The 19,298-nt window shown below is 67.0% G+C and carries 20 protein-coding genes and 2 tRNA genes; 12 read left to right on the forward strand and 10 right to left on the reverse strand.

Going from position 1 to position 19,298, the window contains the following annotated elements; genetic code table 11:
• Window positions 1-321 carry a hypothetical protein gene (locus tag ASD42_RS26955; RefSeq protein WP_056821573.1) on the reverse strand — a complete coding sequence of 107 codons (321 nt, stop codon included), beginning with the start codon at window positions 319-321 and terminating at the stop codon, window positions 1-3.
• Between the two features lie 328 nt (window positions 322-649).
• On the opposite strand from ASD42_RS26955, the gene ASD42_RS26960 reads away from it, so the two are divergent.
• Window positions 650-1,180, forward strand: a complete 531-nt coding sequence (locus tag ASD42_RS26960; RefSeq protein WP_056821874.1) for a DUF4254 domain-containing protein — start codon at window positions 650-652, stop codon at window positions 1,178-1,180.
• 3 nt (window positions 1,181-1,183) lie between these two features.
• Here ASD42_RS26960 and ASD42_RS35470 read toward each other — a convergent pair whose 3' ends face one another.
• The 3 genes from ASD42_RS35470 to ASD42_RS26975 are packed head-to-tail and all read right to left on the reverse strand — an operon-like array spanning window position 1,184 to window position 3,852.
• Complete coding sequence (locus ASD42_RS35470; protein ID WP_056821574.1) at window positions 1,184-1,570, reverse strand: hypothetical protein; 387 nt, start codon at window positions 1,568-1,570, stop codon at window positions 1,184-1,186.
• Window positions 1,571-2,722, reverse strand: a complete 1,152-nt coding sequence (locus ASD42_RS26970) for a fatty acid desaturase family protein (RefSeq protein ID WP_056821575.1) — start codon at window positions 2,720-2,722, stop codon at window positions 1,571-1,573. It lies immediately after the preceding gene.
• Window positions 2,723-2,760: 38 nt separating this feature from the next.
• The gene (locus tag ASD42_RS26975) at window positions 2,761-3,852 is read right to left on the reverse strand and encodes a ferredoxin reductase (RefSeq protein ID WP_056821577.1); all 1,092 of its coding nucleotides are present in this window, start codon (window positions 3,850-3,852) and stop codon (window positions 2,761-2,763) included.
• Window positions 3,853-3,995: 143 nt separating this feature from the next.
• On the opposite strand from ASD42_RS26975, the gene ASD42_RS26980 reads away from it, so the two are divergent.
• Window positions 3,996-4,643: a TetR family transcriptional regulator gene (locus tag ASD42_RS26980; protein ID WP_056821578.1), complete on the forward strand. Its 648-nt coding sequence runs from the start codon at window positions 3,996-3,998 to the stop codon at window positions 4,641-4,643.
• Between the two features lie 52 nt (window positions 4,644-4,695).
• On the opposite strand, the gene ASD42_RS26985 is transcribed toward ASD42_RS26980, so the two are convergent.
• The gene (locus tag ASD42_RS26985) at window positions 4,696-6,033 is read right to left on the reverse strand and encodes an MFS transporter (RefSeq protein ID WP_056821579.1); all 1,338 of its coding nucleotides are present in this window, start codon (window positions 6,031-6,033) and stop codon (window positions 4,696-4,698) included.
• Window positions 6,034-6,194: 161 nt separating this feature from the next.
• Here ASD42_RS26985 and ASD42_RS26990 point away from each other — a divergent pair, with 161 nt between their 5' ends.
• The gene (locus ASD42_RS26990; protein ID WP_056821580.1) at window positions 6,195-6,749 is read left to right on the forward strand and encodes a PadR family transcriptional regulator; all 555 of its coding nucleotides are present in this window, start codon (window positions 6,195-6,197) and stop codon (window positions 6,747-6,749) included.
• Window positions 6,746-8,776: an NADPH-dependent 2,4-dienoyl-CoA reductase gene (locus ASD42_RS26995; protein ID WP_056821581.1), complete on the forward strand. Its 2,031-nt coding sequence runs from the start codon at window positions 6,746-6,748 to the stop codon at window positions 8,774-8,776. Before ASD42_RS26990 ends, ASD42_RS26995 begins: the two co-directional genes overlap by 4 nt.
• A 167-nt stretch (window positions 8,777-8,943) precedes the next feature.
• On the opposite strand, the gene ASD42_RS27000 is transcribed toward ASD42_RS26995, so the two are convergent.
• A complete protein-coding gene (locus ASD42_RS27000; RefSeq protein ID WP_162256238.1) occupies window positions 8,944-10,068 on the reverse strand; it encodes a phosphotransferase enzyme family protein in 1,125 nt (374 codons plus the stop codon).
• A 98-nt stretch (window positions 10,069-10,166) separates the two neighbouring features.
• On the opposite strand from ASD42_RS27000, the gene cmrA reads away from it, so the two are divergent.
• Window positions 10,167-10,970 carry a mycolate reductase gene (gene cmrA / locus ASD42_RS27005; RefSeq protein WP_056821584.1) on the forward strand — a complete coding sequence of 268 codons (804 nt, stop codon included), beginning with the start codon at window positions 10,167-10,169 and terminating at the stop codon, window positions 10,968-10,970.
• Between the two features lie 155 nt (window positions 10,971-11,125).
• Entirely contained in the window at window positions 11,126-12,430 is a 1,305-nt protein-coding gene (locus ASD42_RS27010) for a diaminopimelate decarboxylase family protein (RefSeq protein ID WP_056821585.1), read from the forward strand.
• A gap of 21 nt (window positions 12,431-12,451) precedes the next feature.
• Here ASD42_RS27010 and ASD42_RS27015 read toward each other — a convergent pair whose 3' ends face one another.
• Window positions 12,452-14,137, reverse strand: a complete 1,686-nt coding sequence (locus tag ASD42_RS27015) for a helicase HerA-like domain-containing protein (RefSeq protein WP_056821587.1) — start codon at window positions 14,135-14,137, stop codon at window positions 12,452-12,454.
• A gap of 197 nt (window positions 14,138-14,334) precedes the next feature.
• Between ASD42_RS27015 and orn the strand changes: the two genes are divergently transcribed.
• Entirely contained in the window at window positions 14,335-14,973 is a 639-nt protein-coding gene (gene orn, locus ASD42_RS27020) for an oligoribonuclease (protein WP_056821589.1), read from the forward strand.
• A 55-nt stretch (window positions 14,974-15,028) separates the two neighbouring features.
• Window positions 15,029-15,101 (forward strand) — tRNA-His (locus ASD42_RS27025).
• Between the two features lie 40 nt (window positions 15,102-15,141).
• On the opposite strand, the gene ASD42_RS27030 is transcribed toward ASD42_RS27025, so the two are convergent.
• Window positions 15,142-15,669 carry a CGNR zinc finger domain-containing protein gene (locus tag ASD42_RS27030; RefSeq protein WP_056821591.1) on the reverse strand — a complete coding sequence of 176 codons (528 nt, stop codon included), beginning with the start codon at window positions 15,667-15,669 and terminating at the stop codon, window positions 15,142-15,144.
• 25 nt (window positions 15,670-15,694) lie between these two features.
• On the opposite strand from ASD42_RS27030, the gene ASD42_RS34975 reads away from it, so the two are divergent.
• Together ASD42_RS34975 and ASD42_RS27040 are read left to right on the forward strand one after the other, a co-directional pair.
• Window positions 15,695-15,865: a hypothetical protein gene (locus ASD42_RS34975; protein WP_165610186.1), complete on the forward strand. Its 171-nt coding sequence runs from the start codon at window positions 15,695-15,697 to the stop codon at window positions 15,863-15,865.
• 109 nt (window positions 15,866-15,974) lie between these two features.
• Complete coding sequence (locus ASD42_RS27040; RefSeq protein WP_056821595.1) at window positions 15,975-16,316, forward strand: hypothetical protein; 342 nt, start codon at window positions 15,975-15,977, stop codon at window positions 16,314-16,316.
• Window positions 16,317-16,386: 70 nt separating this feature from the next.
• On the opposite strand, the gene ASD42_RS27045 is transcribed toward ASD42_RS27040, so the two are convergent.
• Entirely contained in the window at window positions 16,387-17,595 is a 1,209-nt protein-coding gene (locus ASD42_RS27045; protein ID WP_056821597.1) for a L,D-transpeptidase, read from the reverse strand.
• A gap of 315 nt (window positions 17,596-17,910) precedes the next feature.
• On the opposite strand from ASD42_RS27045, the gene ASD42_RS27050 reads away from it, so the two are divergent.
• Both ASD42_RS27050 and ASD42_RS27055 read left to right on the forward strand, forming a co-directional pair.
• Window positions 17,911-17,986, forward strand: a tRNA-Lys gene (locus ASD42_RS27050).
• Window positions 17,987-18,122: 136 nt separating this feature from the next.
• Window positions 18,123-18,719, forward strand: coding sequence for a TetR/AcrR family transcriptional regulator (locus tag ASD42_RS27055; protein WP_063893754.1), 597 nt, complete (start codon window positions 18,123-18,125; stop codon window positions 18,717-18,719).
• Here ASD42_RS27055 and ASD42_RS27060 read toward each other — a convergent pair.
• Window positions 18,686-19,177, reverse strand: a complete 492-nt coding sequence (locus ASD42_RS27060) for a hypothetical protein (protein WP_056821600.1) — start codon at window positions 19,175-19,177, stop codon at window positions 18,686-18,688. The genes ASD42_RS27055 and ASD42_RS27060 overlap by 34 nt on opposite strands.
• Between the last annotated feature and the right edge of the window lie 121 nt (window positions 19,178-19,298).

Raw genomic sequence — 19,298 nt, forward strand, 5'->3', positions numbered from 1 at the left:
TCAGCTTGGCCCGTCCGGGTTTCCCGCGTACATGCTCACCTCGCCGCCCTCCCCCAGGAAGGCGTTGACCAGCATGATCCGCTGCGCGCGCAGTTCCTCGTCGGCGGGTGCTCCGGTGGTGATCGAAATCTGCGGGATGGCCGCCCAGTTCACGACGTAGCGCTCGGGTGGGCCCTCGTCGTCGGACAGGCGAGCGAGCCGGAACACCGACACCGCACGACGTTCCATGAGGCCGCGCACGACATCGGCGATGCGCTCCGGGGATTCCAGGGCGAACAGGAACCCGAAGGTCAGCTCCGGCGAGGACACGTAGGCGGGCACAATTATCGAGGTTAGTGCATTCGGCGCCGAAATGATTGCCGGAAATGTGCCCCGGGGTTATCGGGGAGTACTCACGGGGAGACCCGGCCGTAATGGTGGATAACAATTTCTGCCGACAGCCGGGTTTGTTCACCGCACTATTGCGCGTCGCCGCCGGATCGCGCTTTCCTGGGAGGGTCCCGATTTTCCCCGGGCCGTCTTCTCCACCCGCAGCGTCGCGGACATTTGTCGACGTCCGGGCGGGGCTACGCCGGTGCCGGGGAGCGCACACCGACACCTCCTCCTCGGCCCTGGCGTATCCATGTACACAGCGTTGTCAGGGGCCACCATGCCGATCGATCACGGCCACCGTCTGGACGCCGCGCAGTTACCGACACCCTCGGCACTGTTGCGGGCTTTCCTCGGAACCGACCACCCCGACCCGACGCGACACCGCGTTCTCGACGCCGCCCGAGACCTCGCGAGCTGCCACGATCGCCGCCGCCGAGCCCTGGAGCAGGCACGCGACCCCGCCGCGTCGAGCAGCACCGGCGCGGCGTGCGGACGCCTCGTCGACGACATCGACAACGACCGCGTCGCGCTCATCGCCCACATCGACGAGTGGGTCGCCACCCATGTGGAACACCGCGTCGGCGCCTCGCTGCACACCGAGACCCTCGGCGCGGTGATCGACCGGATGGCCGCGAAATGGGTAGCCGCCCAGCAGGCCATGGCCGGACCGGCACCAACGAAGACGACACCACGGCAGCGGGAGGCTCGCACCCATCTGCAATGGTGTCGTCTTGCCGAACTGACCGACGGCTATCGGGATCTGATCACCGATGTCACCGAGCACCGCAGGCGGTTGCCGGTGTGGTGAGGATCAGGCCTGCTCGCCCGTAACCGGGGCCTTGTCCGTAGCCGGGGCCTTGTCGCCTGTAGCCGGGGCTTTGTCGTCGTCAGCCGGGGCTTTGTCGTCCCCGACCGACTCCGTGAACGAGGCCCGCGCGCCGAAGTCGTCCGCTACCGGAGCGTCGAGGTCGACGAACTCGGTCTCGGTCTCGACGAAAGCCGCATCCCGCTCGGCATCTCGACGAGCGGCCGCCGCGGCTTCGCGCATCTCGATCACATCGGTGACGAACTCACCGATCTCACGAGCGACCTCGGCGACGGTCCCGGTGATCAGCGAGGCGATTTTGCCGACCCGCTGCGCACCGGAAGCCGTCAAGTCCTGGACCAGATCCTTGTTGCTTTCGAATTTCCCGACCATTTACCCGCTCACAGTGGAGGTTTCCGGCTGATTTCGCATAACGATAACACCGGGCTTGGGGTCACTCTTCGTCAAACGATCGGGCAGCGCGAGCTTGAAGATCTTGCCCCAGACCGAGCCGATCTGCTTGGAGAAACGACCGGTGTTGTAAGGCAGGCCGTACTTCTCGGCCAGCGCCTTCACCTCGGGCGCGATTTCCGGGTACCGGTTGGCCGGGATATCAGGGAACAGGTGATGCTCGATCTGGTGCGAGAGGTTGCCCGACATGATGTGGAACAGCCGCGAGCCGGTGATGTTGGCCGAACCGAGCATCTGGCGCACGTACCACTCACCGCGGGTCTCGACCTCGGTCTCCTCCTTGGAGAACGTCTGCACGCCCGAGGGGAAGTGACCGCAGAAGATGATCGAGTAGGTCCACACGTTGCGCACCAGGTTGGCCGCCACGTTGCCCGCCAGGGTGGAGACGAACAGCGGGCCGGTCAGCGCCGGGAACATCACGTAGTCCTTGAGGACCTGCTTGCCGGCCTTCTTACCCTGTCCCTTGAGCAGCGGCTTGATGTCGGACCACTTGCGCTTGCCCTTGATGATGTTGTCGGCCTCGAGGTCGTGCAGCATCACGCCCCACTCGAAGAACGTCATCAGCAGGAAGGCGTAGAGCGGGTTGCCCAGGTAGTACGGGTTCCACTTCTGCGCCTCGTCGATGCGCAGGACGCCGTAACCGATGTCGCGGTCCATGTCGACGATATTGGTGTAGGTGTGGTGCATGTAGTTGTGCGAGTGCTTCCACTGGTCAGCGGGGCAGACCGTGTCCCAGTCGAATTCGCGGGAGTTGATGCCGCGCTCACGCATCCAGTCGTACTGGCCGTGCATGACGTTGTGGCCGATCTCCATGTTGTCGAGGATCTTCGACACACCGAGCGCGGCGACGCCGGCCAGCCAGAACGGCGGCAGGAAGCCCAGGTACATCAGACCGCGGCCGGCGATCTCGAAGCCACGCTGGGTCTTGATGATGTTGTAGATGTAGTCACGGTCGCGTTCGCCGAGGTCGTCGACGACGCGGGCGCGCAGCGCGTCGAGCGCGGCGCCGAGCTCTTCGACCTGATCCGGGCTCAGGATGACCGGACCGTCTTTGCCTTCGGTGAGGATCGTCATGGCTGTATCTCCCCTTGTTGGTTCTGGGTATCGGTTGTCTAGAGCGCGATGTCGACGTCGCCGACAGGGGCGTTGATGCAGATCTGGATGGGCTTGTCGGGGTCGGCGTCGAGCTCGCCGGTACGGACGTTGCGGGTGCAGCCGGAGACCTTGGTCGCGGTGCAGGAGAAGCAGATCCCCATGCGGCAGCCGTATTCGGGGGTCAGGCCGGATGCTTCGGCCTGCTCGAGCAGCGTTGCTCCGGTGTTGTCGGCGGCGACGTCGCTGCCGGAGAAGGTGACGGTGCCGGTGGCCTCGGACGGATCGGTCGGGACCGTGGTGAGCGTGAATTCCTCACTGAGCACCCGGTCTTCGAGACCCTCGGCTTCGAATATCGTCTTGACCGCCCGCATCAGCGGCGGCGGCCCGCACACGAAGGTCTGCGCGTCGGCGTACCAGGGTGCGACCCGCTCGAGCTCCTCGTAGTCGAAGAAACCACTGCCGGTAGAGGTCTCACCGTCGATCACCGTGCCCGGCTCGACCGGGTAGCGGTACTCGATGCGGAAGTTGGCGCGACGCTGCGCGATCGAGGACAGCTCGGCCCGATGCGGCACCATCTCGGGCTGACGGGCGTAGTGCAGGAAGGTGACCTGCCCGGTGTAACCCTCGGCGTCGAGGGTCCGCAACATCGACAGTACCGGCGTGATGCCGCTGCCGCCGCTGACCAGCAGCACCTTGTCGGGCCGCTGCTGCGGTAGGTGGAACACACCGGAGGCGGGCGCCAGGTCGACGACCATGCCGGGCTTGGCATTGGCGTGCAGGTAGTTCGACACCAGCCCGCCCGGGTGCGCCTTGACGGTGAGCTGCAGGTAGCGCTCGCCCCGGCTCTCGGGGTCGATCGGCGAGTAGCAGCGGGTGTGGCGCACGCCGTTGATCGAGACGCCGATCTGCACGTATTGACCGGCGGCATGGCCGCGCCACTGCCGCGAGGCGCGCAGGGTGAGGGTCACCGAGCCCGGCACCGCGTGCGAGACATGGGTGACTTCGGCGCGCAGCTCCCGGGCGGTGAGCCCGGGGTTGACGAGTTCCAGGTACCGGTCCAGCGGGTGCGGCGTCGTCAACGTCTGCACCAGGTCGATCAGTCCCACCATGTCGCGTTGCCCCTTTGAGAAGTCCTTCGACGTGCGCTCCAAATTTCAGTGCACGTCTGTACACTCACCAGTGTGCCCGATGACCCCGGGCCACTGTCAACCGGCAATAATGTGAGGCGGACAACATAATGACAAAGGCCGCTATGGTGAACGGATGTATGCTCACCGATGTGACTGAGCAGGCAGGAACCCGCAACGAGCGCAAAGCGCATACCCGGGCAGCCCTCCTCGACGGCACCTTGGCCTTGGCCTCGGAGCGCGGATTCGCGGCATTGAGCCTGCGTGAGATCGCCCGTTCGGCCGGCATCGTGCCGACGGCCTTCTACCGCCACTTCGCCTCGCTCGACGACCTGGGCGCGACGATCGTCGATGAGGGTGTCACCGCATTGCGTTTGGCATTGCGAGAGGTCAGGCGCAAGCCCGACGCCCATCTGGCCGATACGGTCCGCTTCGTCTTCGAGCAGGTCCGCGTCAAACGCGCACTGTTCGGTTTCCTCATTCGCGAGCGTCACGGTGGGCCTGCCCCGCTGCGTCAGGCGATCGCGATGGAGATGCAGCTGATCGTGCGCGAGATCGTCGCCGATCTCTCTCGCCTGCGCGCGCTGGATTCGTGGAGCACCACCGAGCTGGAGATCGCCGCAGATCTGCTCGTTACCACTGTTACCGACGGTATTGCCGCTTTCGTCGCGTCCACCTCCCGTGAGGAATCGGCGATCGTGGAGCGCACCGTCATGCAGATGCGCCTGATCGCGTTGGGCATCGCGGGCTGGGTACCCAAAAACGCGGACTGAACTCAGAGCACGGGCGTTCACACAACGCGGCGGCGTCCCCGCCGGTGATACGTCACATATCGGCGGATACCGCGCGCGACGGCGCGTGTACCGGGAGCAGTACCAGCAGACCCACCGCCAGCACGACCAGAAGTCCGGCGATTCCGGCGCGGTCGCTGTGGAAGACGGAGACGAAAACGCCGAACAGGGCGGGCGCCAGGAACGACACGGCCCGACCGGTCGTGGTGTACAGGCCGAACAACTGACCCTCCCGTCCCGGCGGCGCCAGGCGCGCCAGGAACGACCGAGCCGAGGCCTGCGCGGGACCGACGAACACGGTGAGCGAGAGCCCGAAGATCCAGAACATCGTCGAGCCCGACACCAGCAGCAGCGCGACGCCGCAGACGAGCATCCCGACCAGCGACGACACGATCACCCGCTTGGGCCCGATCCGGTCGTCGAACCGTCCGGCCACCACCGCGGCCAGCCCGGCCACGACATTCGCGGCGATCCCGAACAGCAGCACATCGGCGTCGGCGAACCCGTACACCGTCACCGCGAGCACCCCGCCGAAGGTGAACACGCCCGCCAGCCCGTCCCGGAACACCGCACTGGCCAGCAGGAAGTACACCGTGTGCCGATCCTGGCCCCACAGTTCCCGCACGTCACGCCACAACACCCGGTAGGAACCGAGGAAGCCGACCTTCGCCGCCCCCGGGTCGGCGCCGGTGCGTGGCATCTCGGGCACCGCGAACAACACCGGCAGCGCGAACACGGTGAACCACACCGCCGCGAGCACGATGACGAGCCGGACATTGAGTCCCTGATCGGTGGGCATCGCGAGCAATCCGCGGGTGTCACCGTCACCGGCGAGGAATCCCACGTAGCAGATCAGCAGCAGCACGATGCCGCCGAAATAGCCCATCGCCCAGCCCAATCCGGAGACCCGGCCGACCGTGGCCGGTGTCGACACCTGCCGCATCATCGCGTTGTAGGGCACGCCGGCGAGCTCGAAGGTGGCCGAGGCGAACGCGAGCAGCGCCAGACCGAGCCAGAGATCGTTGTAGTCGTCGCGGACGAAGAACATCAGCGACATCGCGCCGACCGTCAGCGCCGTCAAGGTCGCCAAGGCCCGTTTACGCGAGCCGACCGCGTCGAAGTACTGCCCGCAGACCGGTGCCGTCAGCGCGACGACCAACCCGGCCCCCGCCAGCGCCCAGCCAAGCCACGCACTCGCCGGTGTCGTACCCGGCAGATCCTTGCCCACCTTGTCGGTGAGATACACCGAGAACACGAAGGTCAGCGTCACGGCCTGGAACGCCGACGACCCCCAGTCCCACAGCCCCCACGCCAGTACCTGCCCGCGTCCGGCCGCCTCGCCGACGGTCTCGGCCGCGTTCACCTCGGTCATAGGCCGAAGACTATCGGCGAACGAACATCCACGCCGCCTATAACGCGTGCACCCGTGATTCCGCCGATGCGGTAACCGCCCCACGCCGTCTACCGCATCGGCGCCGTCAACTCATATGAACCTGGTTGCATAGTACCCAGCGTTCCGGATACTCTCGTCCCATGGCACTGGAGCATGCGCTACTGGTTTCGCTCACCGAGCGGGCCGGCTCGGGGTATGAGCTCGCACGCCGATTCGACAAGTCGATCGGCTACTTCTGGAGTGCCACCCACCAGCAGATCTACCGGGTTCTCAAGCGGATGGAGTCCTCCGGCTGGGTCACCGTCGAATCGGTGAACCAGCAGGGAAAACCCGACAAGAAGGTGTACTCGGTGGCTCCGGCCGGTCAGGCCGAGATAGCCCGCTGGCTCGCCGAGCCCACCGACGCCACCCCCGCTCGCGACGAACTCGGCGTGAAGATCCGCGCGGCCGCGTACGGCGACATCGATGCCATCTGCGCCGAGGTGGAGCGCCATCGCGGCCAGCACGCCCAGCGCCTCGACGAGTACCGCCTCAGCGAAAAGAAATTCTTCCCGGTGCCGGACCAGCTCTCCGGCACCGCTCTGCACCAGTATCTGGTGCTTCGCGCGGGCATCCGCGCGGAGTCCGGCTACCTCGAATGGTGCGACGAAGTACTGCAGGCCCTGCGACCGCGAAAAGGTGACGACCGCCCATGACTGCCTATCCCCATCTGTTCGAGCCACTCGATCTCGGCCACACCACGCTGCGCAACCGCGTAGTCATGGGCTCCATGCACACCGGTCTGGAAGACCGCGCCTGGGACACCAACAAGCTCGCCGCCTACTTCGCCGAACGCGCCCGCGGCGGCGTCGGCCTGATCATCACCGGCGGCTACGCCCCCAACCGCACCGGGTGGCTGCTGCCGCTCGGCGGCAAACTCACCAACAAGACCGAGGCGTACCGGCATCGCACGATCACCAAGGCGGTGCACGCCGAGGGCGGCAAGATCGCCATCCAGATCCTGCACGCGGGGCGTTACTCCTACATGCCGACCAGCGTTTCGGCGTCGGCGATCAAGTCCGCGATCAACCCGTTCAAGCCCCGGGCGCTGTCGTCGAAGGGTGTCGAACGCACCATCGACGACTACGCGCGCTGCGCGGGCCTGGCCAAGTTCGCCGGGTACGACGGCTGCGAGATCATGGGCGGTGAGGGCTACTTCCTCAACCAGTTCCTGGCGCCGCGGGTGAACAAGCGCACCGACAAGTGGGGCGGCTCACCGGAGAACCGGCGTCGGCTGCCCGTCGAGATCGCCCGGCGCATCCGGGCCGAGGTGGGTCCCGATTTCATCATCGTGTTCCGGTTGTCGATGGCCGAACTCGTCGAGAAGGGGCAGACCTTCGACGAGATCGTCGCTCTGGCACAGGAATTGGAGGCTGTCGGCGTCGATATCCTCAACACCGACATCGGCTGGCACGAGGCGCGGGTGCCCACCATCGTCACCTCGGTGCCGCGCGCGGCGTTCGTGGAGTTCACCGCGAAGATCGCGCGCAAGGTGAACATCCCGGTCTGCGCCTCGAACCGGATCAATATGCCCGAGATCGCCGAGGAGATCCTCACCCGCGGCGACGCGGCGCTGATCTCCATGGCCCGCCCGCTGCTGGCCGACGCCGAATGGGCCAACAAGGCCGAGCAGGATCGGGCCGACGAGATCAACACCTGCATCGCCTGCAACCAGGCCTGCCTCGACCACGCCTTCGGCAACAAGAAGGTGTCGTGCCTGGTCAACCCGCGTGCGGGTAGCGAGACCACCCTCAACCTGCTGCCGACTCGCCGGGCCAAGCGGGTCGCTGTCGTCGGCGCGGGTCCGGCCGGTCTGTCGGCGGCGGTGAGTCTGGCCGAACGTGGCCACCACGTCGACCTGTTCGAGTCCGACGACAAGATCGGCGGCCAGTTCGACATCGCCCGCCGCATCCCCGGCAAGGAGGAGTTCGACGAGTCGATCCGCTACTTCCGCCGCAAGATCGACCTCACCGGCGTCACCCTGCATCTCGAAAAGCGGGTCAGCGCCGAGGAATTGATCGCGGGCAAGTACGACTCGGTGATCCTGGCCACCGGCGTGCGCCCGCGCATCCCCAACATCCCCGGTATCGACCACCCGATGGTGCTGTCCTACGCCGAACTGGTGAAGGAGGAGAAGCCGGTCGGCAAGAAGGTCGCGGTGATCGGCGCGGGCGGTATCGGCTACGACGTGAGCGAATACCTCACGGTCGAAGGGCATCCCACGCTCAAGCTCGACGAGTGGAAAGAGGAATGGGGCGTCGATTCCGAGAACGAGCAGGTTCCCGGACAGCTCCGCAAGCCCAATCCCTCCCCCGCGGCGCGCGATGTGGTTCTGCTGCAACGTAAGTCGACCCCATTCGGCAAGGACCTCGGCAAGACCTCCGGGTGGGTACACCGCGCGGCTCTCAAGGCGAAAGGCGTCGAGCACGTCGGCGGCGTGAACTACGACCGCATCGACGACGCGGGCCTGCACATCAGCTTCGGTGAGAAGCACGAGAACCCCCGCGTGATCGAGGTCGACAACGTGATCGTCTGTGCCGGACAGGAATCCGTCCGCGAACTCGAAGAGCCCCTGCGGGCAGCGGGCGTCGACCTGCACCTCATCGGCGGCGCCGACCTGGCCGCCGAGCTCGACGCCAAGCGCGCGATCGACCAAGGCACCCGCCTGGCCGCACGCTTGTAAATTTGGAGCGCTGGCGCGCTCGAGCGCGGCCCCTGAGGGCCGCGAGTCAGCCACCGTTGCTGGCGGCTGCGCCGCGGACGCAACGGCGGCTAACTCGCGGCCGGGCCGCTACGCCGCTGCGCGGCGGACCCTCCTCGAGGTCGGGTCGTACGGGGCCGGGAGTGCGGTCAGCGCAGGGAGAGGTCGCGTATCGCATCGCGTAGTTCGCGGCCTTCGTCTGCTTCGTACCAGCGAAGATGTCCGAGAAGCCAGTCGTGATAGGCGATTTCGGCGTTGCGCGGGTCGTGGGCAACGGTGAGGAAGTAGTCGATTTCGGAGAGTTCGTAGCCGATGTGGACCAGCGGGAGCAGGTCCGGAAGCAGGTTCTGTTCGGCGGCAGTCAAGGGCCGTACCGATCGATATCCCTGGATCAGCGCGGCGATCTGGTCCGCGCGGACGTGCGCGGGTCCGCCCTCGCGCAGCGAAACCCAGTCGACCGCGCTGCGTTCGATGGCGGTGGCGAGGTCGAAGACGGCCGTCGTCCGATCCGCCAGCCCGAAATCGATCACCGAGGTCACCTCGTGGTTTTCCCACAGCAGGTTGGTTCCGTGCCAATCCCCATGCGTCCACAGCGGTTCGACATCGGCGAGCTCGGCCCGGAACTGGGGAACCTCAGCGCGCCAGTCCCTTTCCCCTAGAAACCGAGCGACGGCCGGTCGGCGGGCGATATGCCACTCGAACGCGCTCACCACGTCACCGTGCATGCTCGCCAGCAATGGTCGGGCGGGTCGGGCTGGAGCGTCGAAACCCGTTGCGGCCTGGTGCAACCGGCCCAGCATCACTCCCGCGCCCACCGCATCGTCGACGTCGCGATAGGGCGACCACGAGAAGTCCGCACGATACCGATCCTCCCCCGCCCCCGCGCGATGCACCTCGTACACGAACTCCGGCGCAGGATGATTGTCAGCGTGCGAGAGCTGCGCCCAGTCACCTACGGCGGCAAGCACTTCGGGTACCGGAATCCCCCGGTCACGCAGATGCGCCGTGAACCGATGTTCCTCGCCCAGCGCCGCCTCGTCGCGCAATCGCACCGGCATCCGCTTCACGACGAACCGCGCCCCGTCGGCCGAGCGCACCCCCACCGTGGACGACAGCGGTCGCGCACCACGCCATTCGATCTCCGCGAGCGCCGATCCGTCCCAGGTCGCGGCGATCGCGCGAGCGATCTCGTCCTCGGTGAGCGCGGGCCACGTCGGCTCGGCCAGCGGGTCGTCACCCATGCCGAACACCTGCGGGCTCGAGTCAGTTGCCATATTGCCACTCATGCTATCGCCGGGTGCCCGAGTTCCCGCTCTGCCACCCGTCGACGCGGGCACCGCGCGGCCTGACCCGATCCCTTAAGCTCCCCCTCGTGAGCTTGCCCTCCCCCACTGCAGACAATCGTGCCGTCGTCACCGGCGCGTCCTCCGGCATCGGCACGGCGCTGGCCGCCGAACTGGCCGGGCGCGGCTATTCGCTGATCCTGGTCGCGCGCCGCGGTGAGATCCTCACCGAGCTGGCCCAGCGGCTGACCCTGGCCCACGGCATCACCGCCGAGGTCCGCGCCGTCGACCTGGCCGATCGCACCCAGCGGGCCGGCCTCGTCACCGAGCTCGCGGTCCGCGACATCGCCGTCCTCTGCAACAACGCGGGCATCGCAACCTTCGGCCCGGTCGCCGAACTCGACTTCGCCTACGAGCGCATGCAGATGGAGCTCAACGCCACCGCCGTGCACGACCTGTCCCTGGCCGTGCTGCCCGGCATGATCGAGCGCAAGGCGGGCGGGATCCTGATCAGCGGTTCGGCCGCGGGCAATATGCCGATCCCGAACAACGCGACCTACGCGGCGTCCAAGGCGTTCGCGAATACCTTCTCGGAGTCGCTGCGCGGCGAGCTCAAGGGCACCGGCGTGCACGTCACGCTGCTGGCCCCGGGCCCGGTCCGCACCGAGACCCCCGCCCCCGAGGACCAGTCGATCGTCGACAAGATGGTCCCCGATTTCCTCTGGGTCTCCTCCGAGTACACCGCCAAGGTCTCCATCGACGCGCTGGCCCGCAACAAGATGCGCATCGTCCCCGGCCTGATCAGCAAGGGCATGAGCGTCGCGGGCAACTACGGCCCCCGCTCGTTCACCGCGCCGATCGCGGGCGCGTTCTACAAGAAGCTGGGTAGCTGAGCACGGCCTGACGACTCGCCTGTGTCAGCAACCCGTCAGGATGGACTCGCAGGTGGTCAAGGACCCGTAAACACCGAGTTCAGCGGCCCGCGCGGGGCGTAATCCTGGAGTATGCCCCGCCGGTCCGAATGCGGGGGCGTCCTCAGGAGACCACAGTGACGTTGCTCGAGATCTTCCCGTCGTTGCGCGCGACCACCGTGCCGCGGCTCGATCCCGCGGTCTGGCCGACCGATACCCACTACGACCACGACGGCCGGATCGCCCTCGGCGCGGTGGCGCTCGCCGATGTCGCCGACCAGTTCGGCACTCCGGTCCAGGTGGTGGACGAAGCCGAGGTGCGCGAGCGCTGCCGCGCCTACCGCAAGTATTTCCCCGAAGCCGAGATCGTCTACGCGGGCACCGCGTTGATGGTCGGCGCGGTGGCGCACTGGGTCGCCGACGAGGGTCTGTCGGTGCAGGTCGGGTCGAGCGGTGAGTTGTCGATCGCGCTCGCCGCCGGCATCGATCCGCGCCGGATCGTGTTGCACGGCAACGGCAAGACCCTCGACGAACTGAAGACCGCCGTGCGCTGCGGCGTCGGCCGGATCGTGGTCGGCTCGCTCACCGAGATCACGCTCCTCACCGCCGTGGCGACCCACCCGCAGCAGGTGCTGCTCCGCGTCGCCACCGGCATCGACGTTCCCGGTGCCGACCAGTTCGGCTTCCCACTCGGCAGTCGGTCGTTCGAGACCGCGGTCGCCCGAATCGCGGGCCGGTGCAACCTGCAGCTCGTCGGCCTGCACTGCCACCTCGGCCCGCAGATCCACAACCCCGACCACTACGGCGAGGCGATCCGCCGGATGATCGGCGAGATGTCCTGGATCGAACGCGAATACGGCCTCCTGCTCTCGCATCTCGACATCGGCGGCGGGCACGCGGTGGCGCTGCGGAGCGGCGACGCGGAACTGAACCTGCGCGAACTCGCCGACATCCTCGACGACGCGCTGGACGCCGGGTGCGCACGCCACCGCTTCCCGCGGCCCGTGCTCGCGATGGAACCCGGGCGCGCGATCGTCGCGAGGGCGGGCGTCACCCTGTATCGGGTGCTCGCCGTCAACGAGACCGCCGACGGCGGCACCCGCGTGATCGTCGACGGCGGCGGCTGTGGCGGGCAGGGCCGCGGACCCGGTGGCGCGCTGGTGGTCAACCGACATCCGATCGGCCCGCAGCTGACCGCGTCCATCGCGGGCAAACACAGCGAGTCCGGGGCGCTCATCGCCACCGAGGTGCGGCTACCGGCCGATCTGCGCCCCGGCGAAGTTCTCGCGCTACCGTGCACCGGCGCCTACCACCACGGTCTGGCGACGACCTACAGCACCGTGGGCAGGCCACCGCTCGTCGCCGTCGCCGACGGCCGCACCAGGCAGTTGCTGCGCCGCGAGACGACCGCCGACCTGCTGATGCGCGAGCTCGTGGACTGAGTTACCGCCGAGCCCGCGCTGTCACCTGCGGCGGGTGCCGAAAATACTGCGGCTGATCTCACGCCCGGCCGCACTCGCCGCCGAACGCAGGAAGCTCTTCACCGCCGGGTTGGCCATGATCCGCTCGGCGGCCGAGTCCTCTTCTTGCTGGGACGCCGAACGCCCCGGTGCCGGCGCGGATTCGGGTGCGGGCGGCGCGGCCGCCACGCTGGCCAGCAGCATCTCGTAGGCCGATTCCCGGTCGACGCTCTGTCCGTACTTGCCCTGCAGCGCACTCGACAGCGCCTTGGACTTGATCGCTTCGTCGCCGACGGTGTCCATCAGCGAGCGCGGCGGCGCGATCTTGGTCCAGGCGACAGGTGTGGGCGCACCGGTTTCGGAGAGCACGGTGACGATCGCCTCGCCGGTGCCGAGCGAGGTCAGCGCCTCTTCCAGGTTGTACACCGACGACTTCGGGTAGGTGCGCACCGTCTTGGACAGCGCCTTCTGATCGTCGGGGGTGAACGCGCGCAAGGCGTGCTGGACACGGGCGCCGAGCTGGGAGAGCACGGGGTTGGGGATGTCGGTGGGCAACTGGGTGCAGAAGAACACACCGACGCCCTTGGAGCGGATCAGCTTCACCGTCTGCTCGACCTGTTGCAGGAACGCCTTGGACGCCTCGGCGAACAGCAGATGCGCCTCGTCGAAGATGAACACGAGCTTCGGCTTGTCGACGTCACCCACCTCGGGCAGCGTCTGGAACAGATCGGCCAGCACCCACATCAAGAACGTCGAGAACAGCGCGGGTCGCGCCGCCTGCTGACCGAGCTCGAACAGCGTGATCACGCCGAGCCCGCCCGCGGTGCGCAGCAGATCGGCCGGGTCGAGTTCGGGTTCGCCGAAGAAGGTATCGCCTCCTTCGGCTTCCAGATTCACCAGCGACCGCAGGATCACCCCGGCCGTCTGCGAGGACACGCCACCGATGCCCTTGAGGTCTTCCTTGCCTTCGGGGCTGGTCAGGTGGGTGATGACCGCGCGCAGGTCCTTCAGATCCAGCAGGGCCAGGCCGCGCTGATCGGCCCAGTGGAAGATCAGGCCCAGTGTGGATTCCTGAGTGTCGTTGAGGCCGAGCACCTTGCTGAGCAGGATCGGGCCGAAGGAGGTGATCGTCGCCCGGATCGGCACCCCGATGCCCCCGGTCCCGAGCGAGACGAACTCGGTGGGGAACGTACTAGGAGCCCAGTCGGTCGCGCCGGTCTCGGCCGCGCGCGCCCGGATCTTCTCGGTGTCGGCGCCGGGCTCGCTCAGGCCCGACAGATCGCCCTTGACGTCGGCCATCACCACGGGAACACCCGCGCGGGACAGATGTTCGGCGATGCCCTGCAGGGTCTTGGTCTTGCCGGTGCCGGTCGCACCCGCGACGAGGCCGTGCCGGTTCATCATCCGCAGCGGAATACGCACGCGCGCACCAGGATCGGCGACGCCGTCGACCATCACCGTGCCGAGTTCCAACGCAGGTCCGCTGAAGGCGTAGCCCTCGGCGATCGCCGCGGCGGCGCCGGATGCGCTCGGCTCGCCGGATGACGGTGGCTTCGAGGCGGATTCCGTGCTCGCCGCCGCGGCTTCCTGCTCGGCGGCCTCCGCGGCTGCCATCGCCTCGGCGGCGACCCGTGCCGCGTCTTCGGCCGCCTTGCGTGCCGCTGCCGCCTTCTCCTGTGGGGTGGTCATTCGCGCGTCCTCCGTCTGCTCACTGGCATGTACGCAAGAAATGCTCGAAACGTCTGCGGTCAATTCCAGGCAAACTGTATCCGGGCCGGTCACCAGGGTGGCGAACATCCGTTGATGTCGTCGGCAAACCTCGTCCGCCTCGCCCACGCGACACACCTGCCGACCCGGTTCACGGACCCACCATTAGGGTGACTCCCGTGTCAGACAAACTCCTGGTCTGGATGGATTGCGAAATGACGGGGCTCCGTCTCGACAGCGACAAGCTGATCGAGATCGCCGCGCTCGTAACCGACAGCGACCTCAACATTCTCGGTGACGGTGTCGACATCGTCATCCACGCCGACGACGCCGCCCTGGCCTGCATGCCACCGGTCGTCGCCACCATGCACGCGAAATCCGGTCTGACCGAAGAGGTTCGGCGTTCCACCGTCACCCTCGAGCAGGCCCAGCAGCAGGTACTCGACTACATCCGCGAGTACGCGCCCACCGCGCGCACGGTGCCGCTGTGCGGCAACTCCATCGGCACCGATCGCGGCTTCATCGCTCGCGACATGCCGGAACTCGACGCGCACCTGCACTACCGGATGGTCGACGTGAGCTCGATCAAGGAACTGTGCAGGCGCTGGTACCCGCGCATCTACTTCGGTCAGCCGGAGAAGGGCCTGGCCCACCGCGCGCTGGCCGACATCAAGGAATCCATCCGCGAGCTCGAGTACTACCGTCGTACCGCGTTCGTGCCGCTGCCCGGACCGACCACCACCGAGATCGCCGCCGCCGCACAGGACGCCACCGATGCCGTGGATGTCACCGGTTCAAGTCCTCTACCAGCGGATTAGGGCCTGACGCCAAAGTCACGCTAGTATCGACGGCGCCGGTGATTCACCGGTGATGGTGACCGTAGTTCAGTTGGTAGAGCACCAGGTTGTGATCCTGGATGTCGCGGGTTCGAGTCCCGTCGGTCACCCCGAAGAGAAGGCCCGGTCCCCAGGACCGGGCCTTCTTTGCTATCCGACGCCTGCGCGGCCCGCTCGGTGCCGTCGGACGGCGGACCGGTTCGCACAGGCCGGGCTGCAGAACCGTTGCCTGCCGTTGCGCGAGGTGTCGGCGTACACCTGCGAGCACCCGTCCGCCGCGCAGGCGCCGAGGCGGTCCATCCCGAGCCCGGTCAGGTGCAAAGCGGTACCGACGGTGATCAACGCGGCGATCTGACGATCCGTCGCCACCCCGGGGTCACGGAAGTGCAGATGCCAACCGTCGCCCACATGGTCGGTCAGGCGGGGTGGAGACGCGTACTCGGCCAGCAACACATTGAGCAGCGCCGCTCGCTCGGCGCGGTCCGCGCACTCCACCACCCCGCGCCAACGCCCCAGAAAGGCCGTCACCGCCACGAGATCACCCTCGGACACCGGCGCCCTCAGCACCACACCGGCGCCCACACAGCGCCGCGCCAACTCCGCGGCGCTCGAACACGGATTGTTGAGCAGGTCGACGCCGAGCAGCACCGGCTCCCGCCCGTAATGGTTGTAATGCACAATGCCATTACATCAGACTCGAACCATGAGCAGCCACCCCGCACACACCTGGCAGATCGAGTCGCGCCACCGGACCAGCGAGGGCCTCGTGGCCTATCAGCGCTGCCGCTGCGGCGCCCGCAGGGTGGTCGTCGACCACCTGAGCGTCGCGTCGGAGATCCATCGCGACGAACCCGACCTCGCCGAGGCCGGATAACCCGCACCACCATGACGAAGGTCACGTTTGACCGCTACACTTTGGACCGCTGCCCAGATGTGGGGCAGATCTCGCCATCGCGTCAGCGCTCGACCGGAAAGACCCCTTGATGAAGCGTTCCACCGTCGTCGCCATCCTCGCCGCCACCGTGCTCGGCCCCGTCGCGGGTACCGCAACGGCATCGCCCGGCCTGCCCCTCACCGACTTCGCGGCGGAGACCCCCATCGGCGACTTCGGCCTGCCGAGTGATCAACCCGAATCCGGTTCGGCGCAGAGCGGCTCCACCACCGGCCTCGAGACCACCGGGTCCTCCGGCACCGGCTCGGCCGGCCTACCCAACCTCGACCGCATGCTGTTCGGCGGACGCATCCTGTGCGGCGCCCTCGGCAGCGCGCTCGCCGTCGCGGGCGAGGCGATGATGGACTGCAGCCAGCTCCCCACCCCGCAGTGAGACAGTCACGGACACAACGAAGGGGCACCGGAAACTTCCGGTGCCCCTTCGTTTTTGGTGCGTAGCGCGACTACGGAGCGTCGGCGTTGCCCGCCTTCCATTCCGGCCACGCGATGTTCCAGTCACCCAGCCCGTCGACACCGGACAGGGTGCCGCCGACCGTGTTCTTGATCACCGTGATGTCGCCACGCTTGGCGTTCTCGTACACCCAGCGCGCGTTCGCCGGACTCAGATTCAGGCAGCCGTGGCTCGCGTTGGAGTAGCCCTGCTGCCCGACAGACCACGGCGCCGAGTGGAAGAAGATGCCGCTGTAGGAGATTCGCGTCGCGTAGTCGACCGGCGTGCGGTACCCGTCGGACGAGTTCACCGCCACACCGTAGGTCGAGGAGTCCATGACGATCTTCTCGTGCCGGTCGCTGACGATGTAGACGCCGTTGTCGGTGGGCGTGCTGTCCTTACCCATCGAGGTGGGCATGGTCATGATCACCTGACCGTTCTTCTCCACCACCACCTGCTTGGTGTTGTCGTCGGCGGTGAAGACCACCGCGTCACCGATGGTGAAGAACGAATGGATGTTGTCCTGGCCGTACAGGCCCTTGCCCAGGTCTTTGCCGTAGACGTTCACATCGATGGTCACCTTGGTGCCCGGTGTCCAGTAATGCTCTGGGCGCCACCGCACTTCGCGATTGTTCACCCAGTAGAAGGCACCCTCGACAGCAGGCTCGGTGGTGATCTTGATGGCCTCTTGCACGGCACGGCGGTCGGGGATGTTCTCGTCGAACTGGATCGCCACCGGCTGACCGATACCGACCACCTCACCCTCACCGGGCAGCAGGTACGGCTTGGTCTGGCTCTTCGGCGAGCTGGTGGTGAAGCTCAGCGTCGAGGAGTTCGCGCCACCGAGCCCGATGGCCGCGGCGGTGAGCTTGTAGGTCTTGCCGTAGCCGAGCACCTCGGCGGTCGACCAGGAACGCCCGTCCGCTGCCAGCTGACCCGCGACCGCGGTGCCCTGCTGATTGGTCAGCGTGACGTCGGTGAACTTGCCGTCCTCGACCTGGAAGGCCATCGGCATACCGGGCGAGACGCCGACCTGCCCGTCCTTGATGGTCGAGACCAGCTTCGGCTTGATGAGCTCGGCGAGGGGGTTGCGATCGATCGCTACCTCCACCCCGGTGCCCTCCGCGGCCGAGCACGCCGACGCGCCGAGCGCGAACACCGCCAACAGCACCACCGGAACGATCGTCCGTAGCGACCGAGGTCGCCCCCGCTTCTTACCCATGTCAACCCCGTTTCCGTACCGACGCGATTACAGTGCGCCGCAGATCCCACCGACCGAATCGCTAAAGCCATCCGTGTAGGCGGGGGGCGTTACGAACTCGACGTCTCGCCCATTCTGCCAGCTAGTCCGGCCGGTTCCAACGGGAAAGCCCCCGCGACACGACCAAGTCACAATCGTTAGATACGCACGAAGGCCGTCGGCGTTAACAACGGCTAGTATGCGGCATTGTTGCTGGTCAGCGCCCGATTTCACTTTCCGCCCCACGGCCTGCTAATGTTTGTTCCGCACCGGAGACGGGGCAAAGAACAAAGACATGCGCCATTAGCTCAATTGGCAGAGCAGCTGACTCTTAATCAGCGGGTTCGGGGTTCAAGTCCCTGATGGCGCACCACAACGAGGCCCTTGAACAGGTAATACGGTCAAGGGCCTCGTTTGTTTTCGCTGCCGGATCGGACCGTTACCGAAAGTTCGCCATCCGCGCTTCGAGGCCGACACCCCGCTCGACCATTCGGTAGCGTATGGCGGTGATGTCGACAGGGAAGCCGTCCCGCAGGCTCAACGCCGAGGACTGGATCACCGCTGCGATCGCGGCGCTCGGCGAGAGCGGGCTCACCGGTGTCGCCGTGGAACCGCTGGCGAAGCGCCTGGGAGCCACCAAAGGCAGCTTCTACTGGCACTTCAAAGACCGCGGCGCCCTCGTCGACGCAGTGCTCGCCCGATGGGAACAGCTGGGCACCGACGACGTGATCGCCCGGCTCGACGAGCTGTCGGACCCCGTCGAGCGGCTGCGCCTGCTGTTCACCGAAGTCATCGAGTACGCGACCGAGGGCAGAGAAGAACTCGCCCTGCTGGCCGCCATCGACCAGCCCGTGGTGGCAGACGCCATGCAACGGGTCGCGGCGCGGCGGATCGAGTACGTAGCCGCCCAGCTACAGCTGCTCGCGGTGCCCGCGGCGCAAGCGAGTACGCGGGCTGCGGTAGCCGTCGGCATCTATCACGGCATCAACCAGCTGGCACGTGTCGCACCCGACACCTTGCCCGCTACCGGCGAACTGGTGGACGACATCGTCGGACGGCTACTCGAGTCCGCTCAGTCGAGCCCGAGACGCAGCGAGACCCAGTAAAGAAACTGCGCCCGCACCGGCCGGCGATACGGCTCGGGTGGGGTGCCGACGGCAGTCTCCGCGTTGTCCAGCAGCTCTTCCAGCAGGGCGTCGTGCAGTGGGCGAACAGCCAGATGCCAGCCGAGCAGACCCGACAAACCCCTCGTCTCGGCGCGGATCACGTGGCGCAGGGAACTGACCGCACCCTTGTCGATCACCTCGAAGACATGAGTGCCGTCCAGCATGAATCCCGGCGCGAAAGTGAACTCGACGAACTCACCGGGGCGATAGGCGGTGCAGGTGTACGGCACGGAGCCGTGGCCGCCCGCCGCGCCCGCGGCCAACGGTCCGTCCAGCTCGAGCGGCGGCCAGGCGGGGCTGGGCCACAAAGAATTTCCCGGGACAGCGACCTTGTCGATCAGCTCGCCGACCTGCGCGGCGGGCGCACTGATCGTTCGCTCGTGGATGTTCTCGATCATGATTCGACCTCTCAGCAACCGTCCGCCAACCATACGCATGCGTACGGAGTGCGTCCAGGCCGATCGGCCCCTTCGACTGCCTGCCGAACAACGGTCACGGTCTCGTTATCGAACCGCCATG

Origin of the sequence: Nocardia sp. Root136, from assembly GCF_001427185.1 — a bacterium.
In the GTDB taxonomy this organism is placed as follows: Bacteria; Actinomycetota; Actinomycetes; order Mycobacteriales; family Mycobacteriaceae; genus Nocardia; species Nocardia salmonicida.

What these genes read in the sequence shown, in the direction of transcription:
- ASD42_RS26960 (WP_056821874.1), top strand. Translation starts at nt 650, where the DNA reads ATGCCGATCGATCACGGCCACCGTCTGGACGCCGCGCAGTTACCGACA.
- ASD42_RS35470 (WP_056821574.1), bottom strand. Translation starts at nt 1,570, where the DNA reads ATGGTCGGGAAATTCGAAAGCAACAAGGATCTGGTCCAGGACTTGACG.
- ASD42_RS26970 (WP_056821575.1), bottom strand. Translation starts at nt 2,722, where the DNA reads ATGACGATCCTCACCGAAGGCAAAGACGGTCCGGTCATCCTGAGCCCG.
- ASD42_RS26975 (WP_056821577.1), bottom strand. Translation starts at nt 3,852, where the DNA reads ATGGTGGGACTGATCGACCTGGTGCAGACGTTGACGACGCCGCACCCG.
- ASD42_RS26980 (WP_056821578.1), top strand. Translation starts at nt 3,996, where the DNA reads ATGGTGAACGGATGTATGCTCACCGATGTGACTGAGCAGGCAGGAACC.
- ASD42_RS26985 (WP_056821579.1), bottom strand. Translation starts at nt 6,033, where the DNA reads ATGACCGAGGTGAACGCGGCCGAGACCGTCGGCGAGGCGGCCGGACGC.
- ASD42_RS26990 (WP_056821580.1), top strand. Translation starts at nt 6,195, where the DNA reads ATGGCACTGGAGCATGCGCTACTGGTTTCGCTCACCGAGCGGGCCGGC.
- ASD42_RS26995 (WP_056821581.1), top strand. Translation starts at nt 6,746, where the DNA reads ATGACTGCCTATCCCCATCTGTTCGAGCCACTCGATCTCGGCCACACC.
- ASD42_RS27000 (WP_162256238.1), bottom strand. Translation starts at nt 10,068, where the DNA reads ATGGCAACTGACTCGAGCCCGCAGGTGTTCGGCATGGGTGACGACCCG.
- ASD42_RS27015 (WP_056821587.1), bottom strand. Translation starts at nt 14,137, where the DNA reads ATGACCACCCCACAGGAGAAGGCGGCAGCGGCACGCAAGGCGGCCGAA.
- ASD42_RS34975 (WP_165610186.1), top strand. Translation starts at nt 15,695, where the DNA reads ATGAGCAGCCACCCCGCACACACCTGGCAGATCGAGTCGCGCCACCGG.
- ASD42_RS27040 (WP_056821595.1), top strand. Translation starts at nt 15,975, where the DNA reads ATGAAGCGTTCCACCGTCGTCGCCATCCTCGCCGCCACCGTGCTCGGC.
- ASD42_RS27045 (WP_056821597.1), bottom strand. Translation starts at nt 17,595, where the DNA reads ATGGGTAAGAAGCGGGGGCGACCTCGGTCGCTACGGACGATCGTTCCG.
- ASD42_RS27055 (WP_063893754.1), top strand. Translation starts at nt 18,123, where the DNA reads ATGTCGACAGGGAAGCCGTCCCGCAGGCTCAACGCCGAGGACTGGATC.
- ASD42_RS27060 (WP_056821600.1), bottom strand. Translation starts at nt 19,177, where the DNA reads ATGATCGAGAACATCCACGAGCGAACGATCAGTGCGCCCGCCGCGCAG.